11 protein-coding genes and 1 tRNA gene are annotated in these 14,846 nt (G+C 65.3%); 8 read left to right on the top strand and 4 right to left on the bottom strand.

All coding sequences use genetic code 11. The features are described from left to right. Nucleotides 1-8: 8 nt before the first annotated feature. The 3 genes from rpsI to U1703_RS16100 all read right to left on the bottom strand — a co-directional run bounded on the left by rpsI (nt 9) and on the right by U1703_RS16100 (nt 2,208). The gene (gene rpsI, locus U1703_RS16110; protein ID WP_320453755.1) at nt 9-551 is read right to left on the bottom strand and encodes a 30S ribosomal protein S9; all 543 of its coding nucleotides are present in this window, start codon (nt 549-551) and stop codon (nt 9-11) included. Further along, nucleotides 551-1,030, bottom strand: a complete 480-nt coding sequence (rplM, locus tag U1703_RS16105) for a 50S ribosomal protein L13 (protein ID WP_320453754.1) — start codon at nt 1,028-1,030, stop codon at nt 551-553. The genes rpsI and rplM overlap by 1 nt, the downstream gene beginning before the upstream one ends. A gap of 122 nt (nt 1,031-1,152) precedes the next feature. Next, the gene (locus U1703_RS16100; protein WP_443025827.1) at nt 1,153-2,208 is read right to left on the bottom strand and encodes a COX15/CtaA family protein; all 1,056 of its coding nucleotides are present in this window, start codon (nt 2,206-2,208) and stop codon (nt 1,153-1,155) included. Between the two features lie 99 nt (nt 2,209-2,307). Here U1703_RS16100 and U1703_RS16095 point away from each other — a divergent pair, with 99 nt between their 5' ends. The 3 genes from U1703_RS16095 to U1703_RS16085 all read left to right on the top strand — a co-directional run bounded on the left by U1703_RS16095 (nt 2,308) and on the right by U1703_RS16085 (nt 7,185). After that, on the top strand, nt 2,308-2,775 hold the full coding sequence (locus U1703_RS16095) for a Fur family transcriptional regulator (RefSeq protein WP_320453753.1): 468 nt from the start codon (nt 2,308-2,310) through the stop codon (nt 2,773-2,775). A 406-nt stretch (nt 2,776-3,181) separates the two neighbouring features. Then, nucleotides 3,182-6,178 (top strand): TonB-dependent receptor plug domain-containing protein, encoded by a 2,997-nt coding sequence (locus U1703_RS16090; RefSeq protein ID WP_332786502.1) that lies wholly within the window; start codon nt 3,182-3,184, stop codon nt 6,176-6,178. An 11-nt stretch (nt 6,179-6,189) separates the two neighbouring features. After that, nucleotides 6,190-7,185 (top strand): glycoside hydrolase family 43 protein, encoded by a 996-nt coding sequence (locus U1703_RS16085; protein WP_332786501.1) that lies wholly within the window; start codon nt 6,190-6,192, stop codon nt 7,183-7,185. Between the two features lie 153 nt (nt 7,186-7,338). Here U1703_RS16085 and U1703_RS16080 read toward each other — a convergent pair whose 3' ends face one another. Beyond that, nucleotides 7,339-8,373: a LacI family DNA-binding transcriptional regulator gene (locus U1703_RS16080; protein ID WP_332786500.1), complete on the bottom strand. Its 1,035-nt coding sequence runs from the start codon at nt 8,371-8,373 to the stop codon at nt 7,339-7,341. A gap of 92 nt (nt 8,374-8,465) precedes the next feature. Between U1703_RS16080 and U1703_RS16075 the strand changes: the two genes are divergently transcribed. The 5 genes from U1703_RS16075 to U1703_RS16055 all read left to right on the top strand — a co-directional run bounded on the left by U1703_RS16075 (nt 8,466) and on the right by U1703_RS16055 (nt 14,194). Beyond that, a complete protein-coding gene (locus tag U1703_RS16075; RefSeq protein WP_332786499.1) occupies nt 8,466-9,734 on the top strand; it encodes an MFS transporter in 1,269 nt (422 codons plus the stop codon). Then, nucleotides 9,731-11,305: a glycoside hydrolase family 43 protein gene (locus U1703_RS16070; protein WP_332786498.1), complete on the top strand. Its 1,575-nt coding sequence runs from the start codon at nt 9,731-9,733 to the stop codon at nt 11,303-11,305. The genes U1703_RS16075 and U1703_RS16070 overlap by 4 nt, the downstream gene beginning before the upstream one ends. A gap of 144 nt (nt 11,306-11,449) precedes the next feature. Next, the gene (locus U1703_RS16065; RefSeq protein WP_332786497.1) at nt 11,450-13,333 is read left to right on the top strand and encodes a glycoside hydrolase family 2 protein; all 1,884 of its coding nucleotides are present in this window, start codon (nt 11,450-11,452) and stop codon (nt 13,331-13,333) included. A gap of 232 nt (nt 13,334-13,565) precedes the next feature. After that, on the top strand, nt 13,566-14,057 hold the full coding sequence (locus tag U1703_RS16060) for a nucleoside deaminase (RefSeq protein WP_320453747.1): 492 nt from the start codon (nt 13,566-13,568) through the stop codon (nt 14,055-14,057). 60 nt (nt 14,058-14,117) lie between these two features. Beyond that, nucleotides 14,118-14,194, top strand: a tRNA-Pro gene (locus U1703_RS16055). Nucleotides 14,195-14,846: the final 652 nt, after the last annotated feature.

Below are 14,846 nucleotides of genomic sequence, written 5' to 3'. Positions count from 1 at the left end.
CCCGCGTCTTAGCGCTTCGAGAACTGGAAGCTGCGACGCGCCTTGGCGCGGCCATACTTCTTACGCTCGACGGTACGGCTGTCGCGGGTCAGGAAGCCAGCGGCCTTGACCGGAGCGCGCAGAACCGGCTCGAACTTGGTCAGCGCCTGGCTGATGCCGTGCTTGACCGCACCGGCCTGGCCCGACAGACCGCCGCCCTTGACGGTGCAGATCACGTCATACTGACCTTCGCGCTCGGTGATGCCGAACACCTGGTTGATGACGAGACGCAGCGTCGGACGCGCGAAATAGACTTCCTGGTCACGACCGTTGATCGTGATCTTGCCCGAACCCGGCTTCAGCCAGACGCGAGCCACGGCGTCCTTGCGACGGCCGGTGGCATAGGCGCGGCCGAACTTGTCCAGTTCCTGCTGACGCAGCGGGGTGGTGCTGACGCGCTCGACGGGAGCGGCGGGGGCTTCGCCCTCGGCGGTCGGCTGCGCGGTGGCGACGGCGGCCTGCTGGTTCAGCGTGGCGCCCAGATCGGCGAGCGACTGGCGGTTATCGGACATTATGCGCCCACCTTGTTCTTGCGGTTCATCGACGCGATGTCGAGGACTTCGGGGTTCTGCGCGGCGTGCGGATGCTCGGTGCCGGCGAAGATACGCAGGTTGCGCATCTGCTCACGACCCAGCGGACCACGCGGGATCATACGCTCGACGGCCTTTTCCAGGACGCGCTCCGGGAAGCGGCCTTCCAGGACCTTGGCGGCGGTGATGCCCTTGATACCACCAGCGTAACCGGTGTGCTTGTAGTACACCTTCTGGCCCAGCTTGTTGCCGGTGAAGCGAACCTTGTCCGCGTTGATGACGATGACATTGTCACCGCAATCGACGTGCGGGGTGAACGACGTCTTGTGCTTACCGCGCAGGATGTTCGCGATGATGGTGGCGGCACGACCGACGACCAGACCATCGGCATCGACGATATGCCACTTCTTTTCCACTTCGTGCGGCTTGGCCGACTTGGTGGTCTTCATGAGCGCCTTCATGGGCGTGAGACCTTTCGGTTTGAAATGCAACACGCCGCCCGTTGGATCGGACGGCGCGAACGAGGGCCCAATGCTGGAATGCCCCCGAATTGTCAAGCAAAGCGCGGGTTTGCTGACGGGTATTATAATACCTTGGCGGTTTGGCGAGGGGTGCCGAGCCGGTGTGCGCAGGCCGTGGCGGCGATCAGGAGCAGCGCGGCATTGGCCTGGTGCGCGACCGCGATGTCGATCTGCACCCCCGACAACAAGGTGGCGATGCCCAGGCCGATCTGGACGACGACCAGCATGATCACCAGCCACCCCGCACGCAGGCCGCCGCGCTTGATCGTGCGCGCCGCCATCCATATCAGCAGCCCCGCCGCGGCAAAGGCGAACCAGCGGTGGATGAACTGCACCACGACGGGATTGTCGAAGACGTTGGCGATGCCGGGCGACATCATCGGCGTGCCCGCCGGGAACCAGGCATCGCCCATCAGCGGCCAGCTGGAAAAGGCATAGCCCGCGTCGAGCCCGGCGGTCAGCGCGCCGAACATCAGCTGGACGAACAGGGCCAGCACGGTCGCGCCGCCGATCCAGGTCGGCCGGGCAGGGGCCGACAGGCGGTTGCGCTCCAGCGCGCTCAGGTCCAGCGCGGTCCAGACGATGCCCGCCAGGATGAACAGCGCGGTCAAGAGGTGGACGGTCAGCCGGATATGGCTGACATCGGTCCGCTCGACGAGGCCCGAGGCGACCATCCACCATCCGATCGCGCCCTGCATCCCGCCCAGCGCGAGCAGCGCGACGAGGCGCGGCTTGTAGCCGACCGGAATGGCCTTCCTCGCCCAGAACCAGATCAGCGGCAGGGCAAAGGCCATGCCGATCACCCGGCCGAGCACCCGGTGGAGATATTCCCAGAAGAAGATCGCCTTGAACCCGGCCAACGTCATGTCGCGGTTGAAGGTCCAATATTCGGGAATGCGCTTGTAATTGGCGAACTCGGCTTGCCACTGCGCGCCGGTCAGGGGCGGTACGATGCCGGTGATCGGCTTCCATTCGGTGATCGACAAGCCGCTGTTCGTCAGGCGGGTGATCCCGCCGACCACGACCATGGCGACGATCAGCCCGGCGACCATGAACAGCCAGCGGGCAACGGCACGGGGACGGGCGGTGACCATGAAGGCAGGGCTCGGTTGCAGCATGTGCGCGAACATAGGATGTCGCGCCCGCGCGCGATAGTGGACCGAATGCCCCGCCAGCCGGACCTTGCCGCAGGATGCGCCACCGCCTAGATCATTGGAATGGCCCATGCTCATACTCATCAGGAGCCCCAAGGGGCGGATCTCGCCCACGCGGCCAAGACCACGCTGGAGCGCGCGGGCGAACAATGGACCGCCATGCGCGCCAGCGTGTTCGACGCGCTGGCCGGGTTCGACAAGCCTGCCTCTGCCTATGATATCGCCGATGTCATGTCGAAGGCGCAGGGCCGCCGGGTCGCCGCCAACAGCGTCTATCGCATCCTCGACCTGTTCGTCGGTGCCAATCTGGCGCGACGGGTGGAGAGCGCCAACGCCTATGTCGCCAATGCGCATCCCGATTGTATGCACGACTGTATCTTCCTGGTGTGCGACGGATGCGGACAGACCACGCATATCGACGACGATCGGCTGACCAACGCGGTCCGCGACGCCGCACGCGGGGCAGGGTTCAGCCCCGAACGCCCGGTGATCGAGGTTCGCGGACGCTGCGCGGTGTGCGCCAAGGCGTGATCGAGATTCCTTAGCGCCTTCGTCATTCCTGCCCTGAAAGGGGAGGATGGCGGTTGCGGGTCTTGCCGCACGTTCCAACCGTGGACACCCCTCCGTCAGGCCTTCGGCCTGCCACCTCTCCTTGCAGGGGAGGAATTGAATGAATGTCGATGGGGCTTGGTTGGGGCCGGGTTAGCCTCGCCCAAGCTGCGCTAGCCAGAAAGCATGGCAGGCTCGGCTGACCCTCTCTCGTGGCCACGGGAGAAGGAAGAGGCGGGGCGCAATATCAACATGTTGCATTTCGGCGTCACCTCCGGCTGCGTCGACCGGCTGTGTCATTTTCAGACATTGACACCCGTCCCGAAACAGGAAATGAAGCTGGTAACGTTACCAGAAAACAAGAATCAAGGGGATGAGGATCATGATGATGAAGGGTATGCACGCCCGGCGTTCGCGCTGCCGCGTCCTGGGCGCCGTCAGCCTGATGGTGCTGGCCGGTGGAATCGCCGCCACGCCGGCCTGGGCGCAGGTTCCGCCCAACGAGGCCGTTCAGGCCGACCCTGCCACTCCAGCCAATGGCCAGAACGTGACCGCCGCCCCCGCGGCGGCGGCCGATCAGGTCGATGACGGTGCGGCGCGTGACATCATCGTGACCGGATCGCGCATCACCACCGGCGGCTTCACCGCGCCGACCCCGACGACGGTGATCGGCGAGGAACAGATCGCCGCCAACGCACAGCCCAACATCTTCACCACCGTCGCCCAGCTTCCCTCGCTCCAGGGTTCGACCGGCACCGCGACGAACACCTTCAGCACCTCGAGCGGGCAGCAGGGGCTCAGTTCGTTTTCGCTGCGTGGCGTCGGCGCGATCCGCACCCTGACGCTGCTTGACGGACAGCGCGTCGTCGGTGCGAACGTGACCGGCGTTCCCGACATCAGCCTGTTCCCGCAGCTACTGATCAAGCGCGTCGATGTGGTCAACGGCGGTGCCTCGGCCTCCTATGGCTCGGACGCGGTCGGCGGTGTGGTCAACTTCATCACCGATACCCGGTTCAAGGGGATCAAGGGCAATGTCCAGGGCGGCCTGACCACCTATGACGACGATGGTCAGGTGCTGGTCCAGCTGGCCGGGGGTACCAGCCTGCTGAACGACACGCTGCACGTCATCGCCAGCACCGAATATGCGCATGAGGACGGTGTCGGCGGTGGCGACTTCGGCATCGGCCTGGCGGGCGGGCGCGACTGGTTCCGCCAGTCGACGTTGATCAACCGCAACGTGCTGAATGACGGAGCGCCGCAATATCTGTTCCGCGACTTTGCCCAGTCCTACAACTACACCAAATACGGCCTGATCACCGCCGGGCCGCTTCAGGGCACCGCCTTCGACCAGTCGGGCAATCCGTTCCAGTTCCAGTACGGCTCGAACGGCGTGCCGGCACGCGACGCGGCGGGCAATGTCCGCGGTTGTCTGCCCGGCTTCTGCCAGGGCGGCGACCTGTCGGGCAATGTCGATGCCGGACGCTCGCTCCAGTCGAAGATACAGCGGGTGAACAGCTATGGCCGGATCGGCTATGACTTCGCGCCCAATGGCGAGATCTATGGCACGATCAATATCGGCCAGGTGAAGACCAACAACCAGCCGGTCGGCGGGCAGAACCGCCCCAACCTGACCATCCAGTGCGCCAATCCGTACGTCCCCGCGCTGGTCAAGGCGGCTTGCACGACGGCTGGCATCACCAATTTCCAGTACGGCACCAGCAACGCTGCGCTGGGCAACAGCCAGGTCTATACCGATCGCCGCCAGTTCCGCTTCGTCGCGGGCGCCAAGGGGCGTGAGGCGGTGCTCGGGTCCGACTGGTCGTACGACATGTATTACGAGCACGGGACCAACTATACCGATGTCGACGTCAGCAACATCATGTTGTCGCGTCGCTTCAACCAGGCGATCAACGCGACGACGCTGAACGGCGCGATCGTCTGCGCCGATGCCACCGCGCGCGCCAATGGGTGCCAGCCGCTCAACATCTTCGGCGGCAACCCTTCCGCCGCCGCGCTCAACTACATCATGCCGCAGGCGGGCCCGTACCAGCGGACGCGCCAGACTCAGGACGTCATCAGCCTGAACTTCTCGGGCTCGCCCTTCTCGTCCTGGGCAGGGCCGGTGTCGATCGCGTTCGGCGGCGAGTTCCGCCACGAATTCTACCGCGTGCGCGCCGATCCGTACGGCGCGGGCTTCGCCAACACCCCGGCCAATGCCGCCTATCCGGCGGACCCCGCGCTGCTGGATGCGGGCAACAACTGGTATGCGGGCAACTACAAGAACGGGTCGGGCGCCTATAGCGTCAAGGAAGCCTTTGTCGAAGCGAACTTGCCGATCATCAATTCGGATGCGGGCGGCCGGGCCAATATCAACGGCGCGGTGCGCGTCACCGACTACAGCACCTCGGGCACCGTCTGGGCGTGGAAGGTCGGCGGCACCTGGGACCTGCCGGTCGACGGCCTGCGCATCCGTGGCGTGACCTCGCGCGACGTTCGCGCGCCCAACCTGTCGGAACTGTTCGCAGCCCCCGTCACGACGACGCTGCCGGGCTTTTTCGACCCGTTCCGCAACGTCAACGTGCTGGCGCTCCAGAACACCATCGGCAACGTCAACCTGACGCCCGAAATCGCGCGCAACACGACGCTGGGCATCGCCTTCTCCAACTCCCAGGCGATCCCGGGCCTCAGCCTGTCGGTCGACTATTACAAGATCAAGATCACCGACGTGATCTCCAGCCTGGGCGCACAGGATATCGTCAACCTGTGCTATCTGAACGTCGCGCCGGAGACGTGCGGCGTGTTCAACCTGAACAATCCGAACGGGCCGAACTTCATCAACGTCCAGTCATTCAACCTGGCGTCGATCCTGACCGACGGCTTCGATATCGAGGCGAGCTATCGCTGGCGCAGTCCGATGGGCCTGCCGGGCAGCCTGACGCTGCGCGCGCTGGCGACCAATATCCGGCGCTTCATCACCGATACCGGCCTGCCGAACACGATCCCGAACGACACGGCGGGCGTGAACATCGGCAATACGCCGAAGTGGAAGTGGCTAGCGGTGCAGACCTATGCCACCGACGACTGGTCGCTGCTGCTCCAGGAGCGCTGGTTCAGCGACGGCAAGCTGGGCAATCAGTATATCCAGTGCACGACCGGCTGCCCCGCCTCGACCGCCAACCGGCCGACGATCGACAATAATTTCATCCCCGGCGCCTTCTATTTCGACATTGGCGGCACGTATAACCTGAACAAGGCGGCCACCGCCTATTTCAAGGTCGACAATGTGTTCAATCGCGACCCGGCCCGGTCGCCCTATTTCGTCAACCCGGCGTTGTATGACGTGCTCGGCCGGGTGTTCCGGGTCGGCGTCCGGTTCAGCTTTTAAGAGGGGATGACATGAAGAAGTCGCGGATGATGGCACCCCTGTTGCTGGCGGTGCTGATGGGGACGGCGGCGGCGGATACGCCGCCCGCCACCCCAGGCTCAAACCCGATCATCCGCGACCGCTTCACCGCGGACCCCGCGCCCCTGGTCGTGGGCGACCGGCTGTACCTCTATGTCGGGCATGACGAGGCGCAGCGCGACGAGATGTTCAACATGAAGGAATGGCTGGTCTATTCCACCAACGACATGCGCCACTGGACCCCGCACGGGCCCATCATGAACGTAAAGGACTTCAAATGGGCCAAGAAGGACGCGTGGGCCAGCCAGGTCGTCCGCAAGAACGGCAAATACTGGTTCTACGCCGCGGTCGAGCATGACGATACCCATCCGGGCAAGGCGATCGCGGTCGCCGTCTCGGACAAGCCGACCGGCCCGTTCGTCGATGCCAAGGGCTCCGCGCTGATCACCAACGAGATGACGCCCAAGGGCACGCATAGCTGGGAGGATATCGACCCGACCGTGCTGACCGATGACGACGGCACGACCTGGATCGCATGGGGCAACCGGCAATGCTATATCGCCAAGCTGAAGCCGAACATGATCGAGATCGATGGCCCGATCACCGAGATCACGCCGCCGCATTTCGAGGAGGGGCCCTGGCTGCACAAGCGGGGCAAGCTCTATTACCTGACCTATGCCTCGCTCGACCGGACGACGCAGCGCGACGAGCATATCTCCTATGCCACCGCGCCGTCGTTGAAGGGGCCCTGGACCTATCGCGGGCTGCTGACGGGCTCGGGCAAGTACAGCTTCACCATCCATCCCGGCATCGCCGAGTTCAAGGGCAAGTCCTACCTGTTCCTGCACAATGCGAACCTGGCGATCGGCGACCAGAGCGGCGCGATCGGACGGCGCGCGGTGACGGTCGAGCGGCTCTATTACAATCCCGACGGGACGATGAAGCCGGTGGTCCAGACCGAAGCCGGCGTGACGGCGGCGGCACGGTAGGGGGAGGTGGGTCTTTTCGTCATTTGCTGTCCCCTCATTCCTGCCACTGGGGATCATGCGCAGCATGGTGGAGGGGTGTCCCGCTGTCGAGAGGACGACACCCCTCCGTCAGGGCTGCGCCCTGCCACCTCCCCTTGCAGGAGAGGTACAGGTTTACGAGCGTGGTGGGGCGGTGGATTGCCGTTCGACCAGCTGATGCTCCAGCACCGTGATGCGCGGCTCGCCATCGACCTTCGGCGCGCCGCCACGGATTTCTTGGATCAGCCTTTGCAACGCCTCGGTCGCCAGCGCGCGGACCGGCTGGTGGATGGTGGTGAGCGGCGGCCAGAGCGTCGTCGCCGCCGTGCTGTCGTCGAAGCCCACCACGGTCAGGTCGCCCGGCACGTCCAGATGCCGCCGATGCGCGACCGAGACGATCGCGGCGGCCATGTCGTCGTTGCTGGCGAAGATGGCGGTCGGCGGCCGCTCGCCGTTCAGCAGTGCCTCGCCCGCGGTCAGGCCCGAGGCATAGCTGAAGTCGCCCTGCACGATCCGCGTCTCCAGTCCGTCCTGCTCGGCGACCGCACGGCGAAAACCCGCCAGGCGCGCGATACTGGCCGACTGGTCGGGATTGCCGTGGACGAAGCCGATGCGACGATGGCCCAGGCCGATCAGGTGACGGGTCATGTCATAGGCGGCACGGTCATTGTCGATCCAGACGCAGATCGCATCCGGGGCGACGCCACCGACCACCGCGACGGGCAGACCCGCCCCGCGCACGATCTCGCGCAGGAAGGGGGATTCGCCGAGCGGCGGCGCCAGGAGCAGACCGGCGATGCGCTGCGCGATCAGGCCCTGGATCGCCTCGCGGGTGGGGGGGCGCCCCTGTTCGCCCTTCAGCAGGAACAGCTGCACCGCGCGGGTCGAGGCTTCCTCGAACACGCCGACCAGCAGCTCGCTCATGAATGCGGCACTGGGGTTGGAATAGATCACGCCGATGCGGATCTCGCTGGACGTCACCAGGCTGCGCGCCATCAAATTGGGGGTGTAGTTCAGCCGGGTGATGACCGCGCGGACATGCACGCGCACCTCGTCGCGCACACCGGCATCGCCGTTGATGACGCGCGAGACGGTCATGGGCGAGACACCGGCTTCCTTGGCCACGTCGATGATGGTGACACCGCGTGGGCGCCGTCGGCTGTTCGTCACGATCGTCCTGTCCCGCGATCGGCATGGGGATCGTGCCGATGGTCGGGACATGCCGTGCCTCGGCACGGGGCGCATGGTCAATGGGGGCCGGAATGATGCGTGGAATTGAAGGGCGGGGTGTGAAGCGGTTTCCCTATATTCGCTGGACGATCATCGCGCTGTTCGTGGTTGCGATGGTCATCAACTATCTGACGCGCAGCATCCTGGGCGTCGCCGCGCCCGCGATCATGACCGAACAGCATATCAGCTCGCAGCAATATAGCTGGATCACCGGCGCGTTCCAGTTCGGCATCATGTTCCAACCGGTGGCGGGCTATCTGCTCGACCTGATCGGGCTGAAGATCGGTTTCTCGCTGTTCGTCGCGGTCTGGTCGCTGATCACGCTGGGCCATGGTTTCGCCAATGGCTGGCTGGGCTTTGCGGGCCTTCGCGGCGCGCTGGGGTTGGTCGAGGGATCGGCACAACCTGCGGGCATGAAGGTGGTCGCCGAGTGGTTTCCGGCGCGCGAGCGTGGGCTGGCGGGCGGCATCTATCAGATCGGCGCGTCGTTCGGCGCGGTGTTCGCGCCGCCGCTCGTCGCCTGGGCGGTGTTCCATCACAGCTGGCGGGCGGCGTTCTTCGTGGCGGGCTGCCTGGGGCTGCTCTGGGTCGTGGCCTGGCTGTTCTGGTATGCGCCGCCCGGCCGTCACCGTGCCTTGTCCGAGGGCGAGCATAGGCTGATCGTCGAGGGGCAGGAGGCCTCGCTCGCCAGGCAGCGCCGCCGTCCGCCGCTGGGCGAGCTGCTGCGTCGCCGCAATCTCTGGGCGATCGCGGCGGCGCGGTTTCTGGCCGATCCGGTATGGGGCATGTTGTCGCTCTGGATGCCGCTCTATCTGGTGCAGGCACGTCATTTCGACCTGACCCAAATCGCGCTGTTCGCCTGGCTGCCGTTCCTCGCCGCCGACCTCGGCTGCCTGTTCGGACCCGCCGTCGTCGCCTTCCTCCAGCGGCGCGGGATCAACCTGATCGACGCGCGGCGCGGTGCCTTTACGCTGGGTGCGGTGCTGATGACCGGGATGATGTTCGTGGGCAGCGTGAACAGCCCGGTTGCCGCGGTCGCGCTCCTCTGCCTGGGTGGTTTTGCGCACCAGACGCTGTCGGTGACCGTCATCACGCTATGCTCCGACCTTTTCCCGCAGGACCAGGTGGCGACCGCGACCGGGGTGTCGGGGACGGCAGCCAATCTGGGCGTGCTGCTCTTCACCCTGACGCTCGGCTCGCTGGTCGATCAGGTCGGCTATCAGCCTTTCTTCATCCTTCTCGGCCTGCTCGATCTGGCCGGAGCGGCTCTCCTCTGGACCCTGGTGCGCAAACCCGCATGACCCCGACCAATCCCATCCTGCGGGGCTTCAACCCCGATCCCTCGATCGTGCGCGTCGGCGAGGATTATTACATCGCGACCTCGACCTTCGAATGGTATCCCGGCGTCCAGATCCACCATAGCCGCGACCTGGCGAACTGGACGCTGGTGGCCCGGCCGCTCCACCGCGCGGACCAGCTCGACATGCGGGGCAATCCCGATGGCTGCGGAGTCTGGGCGCCGGACCTCAGCTACAAGGACGGGCGCTTCCACCTGATCTTCACCGATGTGAAGCGTTACGGCCGCACGACCGTCGACGGCGCCAAGGGGGCGTCGCTGCGCGATTTCCACAATTACTGGGTGTCGTGCGACCGGATCGACGGCGAATGGTCGGATGCCGTCCACTTGAACAGCAGCGGCTTTGACCCCGCGCTGTTCCATGACGAGGACGGACGCAGCTGGCTGCTCAACATGCTGTGGGATCACCGCCCGGATCGCAAGCGCTTCGCCGGGATCGTCATCCAGGAGATGGACATGACCACCGGCCGCCTGCTGGGCGAGCGGCGGCGCATCTTCGACGGTACGGCGCTTGGCTTTACCGAGGGGCCGCATCTGTACCGCCGCGACGGCTGGTATCACCTGCTGGTCGCCGAGGGCGGGACCGAGCGCGGTCATGCCGTGACGATGGCACGCTCGCGCGATCTGTTCGGCCCCTATGAGGTGCATCCCGACGGGCCGGTGCTGACCGCGCGCGATACCCCCGACGCGCCGTTGCAGCGGACCGGCCATGGCGATCTGGTCGAGACGCCGGAGGGCGAAACCTGGATGGCCTATCTGTGCGGGCGACCGCTCCCCGCCAGCGGCCGGTGTGTGATGGGACGCGAGACGGCGATCCAGCGTATGGCCTGGGGCGCGGACGGCTGGCTGCGCTGTGCCGAGCCGACTCCGGTCGGAGCGCCGGCCGAACGGGTCGATGAACGGGATATGTTCGACGGCCGGACCCTGCCGCCCGCCTTTCAATGGCTGCGCACGCCCCGGCCCGAACGGCTGTTCAGCCTGACCGAGCGGCCGGGTGTCCTTCGCCTGTTCGGGCGCGACACGATCGGCAGCCATTTCGATCAGGCGCTGGTCGCCCGCCGCCAGACCGCCTTCGCCTATGACGCGCGCACGCTGGTGGAGTTCGAACCCGCGCATTTCCAGCAGGCCGCCGGGCTCGTCTGCTATTACAACAGCACCAAATATCACTTCCTGCACATCACGACGGGCGACGCGGGCGAGCGGTTGGTCCAGGTTCTGTCGGTGCTGCCGATCGGGGAGGGGCAGAGCCTGATCTCCAACCCGTTGCCGCTTCCCGCCGGGCCGATCGAGCTCCGCGCGGCGGCCGATCACGAGGTGTTGCGCTTCGCCTTCCGTCGCCAGGGTGAGGGCGACTGGACGTGGCTGCCGGACATGTTCGACGCCAGCATCCTGTCCGACGAGGCGACGTTGCCCGGACTGCCCAACTTCACCGGCGCGTTCGTCGGCATGGCGTGTCAGGATATGAGCGGCAGCGGCCATCCGGCCGATTTCCATTACTTCCATTATGCCGAGTAACGGGGAAGCACGGACCGGTTCGTCGGGGCGGTGCCGCCGCGTCCGGTCGAACATAATGAGCGGCGGGCTGTGCGCATTGCGATCCGGGGGATAAGATCGCCCTTGCACGCTCGAAGGGGCGGCGACGAACAGGGGAACGGGATGATGGCAAAGCGCTGTTACGGGGCGATGGCCGCCCTGCTGGGGGTAATGGCGACGCCGCTTGCGGCACAGGCGCTGCCGCCGGGAACGCCACCATCACCCGGCCCGGTTCTGGCCTCGGCCGATCTGCGTGACGGCACCGACCTGTCGGGCCCGTGGCATTATTCGATCGACCCTTTTCGATCGGGGATCGCGGGGTTTCACGGCGGCATGCCCGATGCGGGCCAGCAGCGCTGGCGCGATGTCGATATCCGTGCCGCCATGGCGAAGGACAGCCGCGTCCTCTATGAGTTCGACCTCGCGCATTCGCCGCTGACGTCGCTGCCATCCTCCTGGCTGACCCATGCGCCCGAGCTTCGCCATTATGACGGGCTGATGTGGTATCAGCGGACCTTCGCCGTGCCCGGGGCCCGCAAGGGCCGGTATTTCCTGCGCTTCGGTGCCGCCAATTATGCGACCATCGTCTATGTGAACGGCAGGCAGGTGGGGCGGCACGAGGGCGGCTTTACACCCTTCGCCTTCGACGTGACCGGGGTGCTGCGTGACGGTGAAAACCAGATCACGGTCGGCGTCGACAGCCAGGCGACCGGGGCGACCGTGCCGCCGCCCGTCACCGACTGGGAGAATTATGGCGGCATCACCCGGCCGGTCCGCCTGATCGCCACGCCCGACACCTATGTCGACGATGCCTGGGTCCGGCTGACCCGCGATGGTCGTATGGCGGTCGACGTGCATCTCGACGGGCCGCAGGCGGCGAACCGCGCGGTGCGGCTGCGCATCGCCGAGCTGGGTTTGGATCGTGCCGGGACCACCGACGCCAGCGGCAACTGGCGCGCGACGATGGCGGCACCGCGCGCGCTCGTTCGCTGGTCGCCCGATCGGCCCAGGCTCTACGACGTCACGATCATATCGGGCGAGGATCAGTGGCGCGACCGGATCGGCTTCCGCACGGTCGAGCGTCGCGGGGCGGACATCCTGTTGAACGGCAAGCCCATCTTCCTGCGCGGTATTTCGATGCACGAGGAGGAACTGGGCGTCGACCCCACCCGTGCCATTACACCCGCGGCGGCACGCGCATTGCTGGGCGAGATCAAGGACGGGCTGCACGGCAATTTCGTCCGGCTGGCGCATTATCCGCATTCCGACGTCACCGTGCGGCTGGCCGACGAACTCGGCCTGATCGTCTGGAGCGAGGTGCCCGTCTATTGGCGCGTCGCCTGGTCCAACCCCGACACGCTGGCCCGCGCCCGAACCATGCTGGCGGAGAATATCCTGCGCGACCGCAACCGCGCCGCGATCGCGATATGGAGCGTCGCGAACGAGACGCCGGTGACCGATGCCCGCAACGTCTTCCTGCGCACGCTGGTCGACGATGTCCGGCGGCTGGATGATAGCCGGCTCGTCAGCGCGGCCCTGCTGGTCGAGCGGGCGGAGGGGGCCGACCATCCCGTCATGACGCTGGCCGACCCGCTGGCCGACATGCTCGATGTCATGGCGATCAACACCTATAATGGCTGGTACTCGCAGGACCGGCTGGCCGATCTGGCGCGCAGCGAATGGCGGGTGCCCGCCGACAAGCCGTTGATCTTTTCCGAATTCGGCGCCGATGCGCGGGCAGGCTTTCACGATCCCGGCAACAAGCAGAAATTCTCCGAGGATTATCAGGCCGATTACTACCGCGCGACGCTGGGTATGGCGGATGGTGTTCCAACCTTGCGCGGCATGTCGCCCTGGATATTGAAGGACTTCCGCTCGCCGCGCCGCCAGAACCCAGACTTCCAGCAGGGATGGAACCGCAAGGGCCTGATCTCCGAGACGGGGCAGCGCAAGGAAGCCTTCGGGGTGCTTAGCGACTATTATGCCCGCAAGGGGGCGGCGCAGCGCTAGGTGGACGTCCATGATGTGCGCGGGGAGCGTCGAACCGGTCGGACAGGACCGGATAGCTCGCCGCCGCACGCGGGTCCTGCGCCGAGAGATGCCGTTCCATCGGCGTAGGATCATGCGCCGCCTGGTGCCGGAACGGGAGGCCGACGGGATCGGCCGGGGGCTTGTCCGAATGTAAAGCGCTCACCTTCTCAACATGTTGGGCCCGAAGTCGTCGATACGGCGTTGACTGGGCATGACCCAGGAAGATGAACATTGGATGCGCATGGCCATCGCGGTCGCCCGGTCGAAGGGATCCGATCCCTCGACCTCGCCGCTCGGCTCGGTGATCGTCCGTAATGGTCGGGTCATCGCCGCCGAGCGCAACCAGACCGAGGAACTGCCCGACGCGACCGCTCATGCCGAAATGATGGCGATCCGGCGCGGCTGCGAAGGGGAGGGGGAACTCGAACTTCGCGACGCCACGCTTTATTCGACGCTGCAACCCTGCGGCATGTGCACGATGGCCGCGATCTGGTCGAAGGTCGGCCGCGTGGTCTACGGGGCCGAGCGCGAGGACGTCCATGCGATGTATTTCGAGGCGCGTCACATCGATACCCTGTCCTTCATCGCCGACGCGTATCGCGACGACATCAGCATCGAAGGCGGCTGCCTGCGCGAGGAATGCGCCAGCCTCTACTACCCTCCGGACGCAAAGCTGCCGCGCGAAGAACAAGCCAACCTGTAGCATATTCGGGATTTAGCGCTTGCACCACGATCCCTGCTTCCCCTAAGGGCAACCGCCTGTCGGGGAGTGGCGCAGTCTGGTAGCGCGCCTGCTTTGGGAGCAGGATGTCGCAGGTTCGAATCCTGTCTCCCCGACCATTTCCAAAAAACCGCAGTTTTTCACCGTTTTTTGAGGACCGAGTCGACGCTCTACATAGCACATTCACGTAGCAGTCTAGCCGCCTAAATTTGATGCGCTAAAATCGGCATCGCTCCGCCAACAGTCTATTGAACCGTAGGTCAACCGGGCGTCTGCTAGCATAGGCATCCGCTTGCGGTGAAGCACGATTGAGGTGCCCTGGCTCATGCAAACGCCATTGCGCATCCGGGTATGGTCAAGCGTTCGCCAATTTCGTGCTCAACGTAGGCATTCAGTCTGACGCAACCCTATGACAAGATGCCTCGTGTATAAAACGCGCGGGCGACTTTGACTGGCGAGTATCCTCCGGTAGCTAGGCGATGCCTGGCACTAGTACAAAGGGGTGCCAAATTTGCCACGTGTTAATGGGTGTTCCAGTTAGCTGGGCCCAGCGATCCATATTGGCTAGAAATGCTTGGCCAGTAACGCTACCTTATTCTGCACTGACGTCCCCCCTGTTTTTTCATCCATCTTGAGTGAGAGTTTTCCGGCCCTTGAGCCTCACCCCATCTTAGGTCCGGTCTTTATGAGAAAACCGGCTCTCTTTTTCATCAGGGCAGGCATGCCTGCCCTGATGAAAAAGCGCGCTCCATCGGGGTCTGGTTGCCGAGG

The organism is Sphingomonas flavida, assembly GCF_036663655.1.
GTDB lineage: Bacteria > Pseudomonadota > Alphaproteobacteria > Sphingomonadales > Sphingomonadaceae > Sphingomonas.
This window is presented reverse-complemented; position numbering and strand designations above follow the sequence as displayed.

What these genes read in the sequence shown, in the direction of transcription:
- rpsI (WP_320453755.1), bottom strand. Translation starts at nt 551, where the DNA reads ATGTCCGATAACCGCCAGTCGCTCGCCGATCTGGGCGCCACGCTGAAC.
- rplM (WP_320453754.1), bottom strand. Translation starts at nt 1,030, where the DNA reads ATGAAGGCGCTCATGAAGACCACCAAGTCGGCCAAGCCGCACGAAGTG.
- U1703_RS16100 (WP_443025827.1), bottom strand. Translation starts at nt 2,208, where the DNA reads ATGCTGCAACCGAGCCCTGCCTTCATGGTCACCGCCCGTCCCCGTGCC.
- U1703_RS16095 (WP_320453753.1), top strand. Translation starts at nt 2,308, where the DNA reads ATGGCCCATGCTCATACTCATCAGGAGCCCCAAGGGGCGGATCTCGCC.
- U1703_RS16090 (WP_332786502.1), top strand. Translation starts at nt 3,182, where the DNA reads ATGAAGGGTATGCACGCCCGGCGTTCGCGCTGCCGCGTCCTGGGCGCC.
- U1703_RS16085 (WP_332786501.1), top strand. Translation starts at nt 6,190, where the DNA reads ATGAAGAAGTCGCGGATGATGGCACCCCTGTTGCTGGCGGTGCTGATG.
- U1703_RS16075 (WP_332786499.1), top strand. Translation starts at nt 8,466, where the DNA reads ATGATGCGTGGAATTGAAGGGCGGGGTGTGAAGCGGTTTCCCTATATT.
- U1703_RS16070 (WP_332786498.1), top strand. Translation starts at nt 9,731, where the DNA reads ATGACCCCGACCAATCCCATCCTGCGGGGCTTCAACCCCGATCCCTCG.
- U1703_RS16065 (WP_332786497.1), top strand. Translation starts at nt 11,450, where the DNA reads ATGGCAAAGCGCTGTTACGGGGCGATGGCCGCCCTGCTGGGGGTAATG.
- U1703_RS16060 (WP_320453747.1), top strand. Translation starts at nt 13,566, where the DNA reads ATGACCCAGGAAGATGAACATTGGATGCGCATGGCCATCGCGGTCGCC.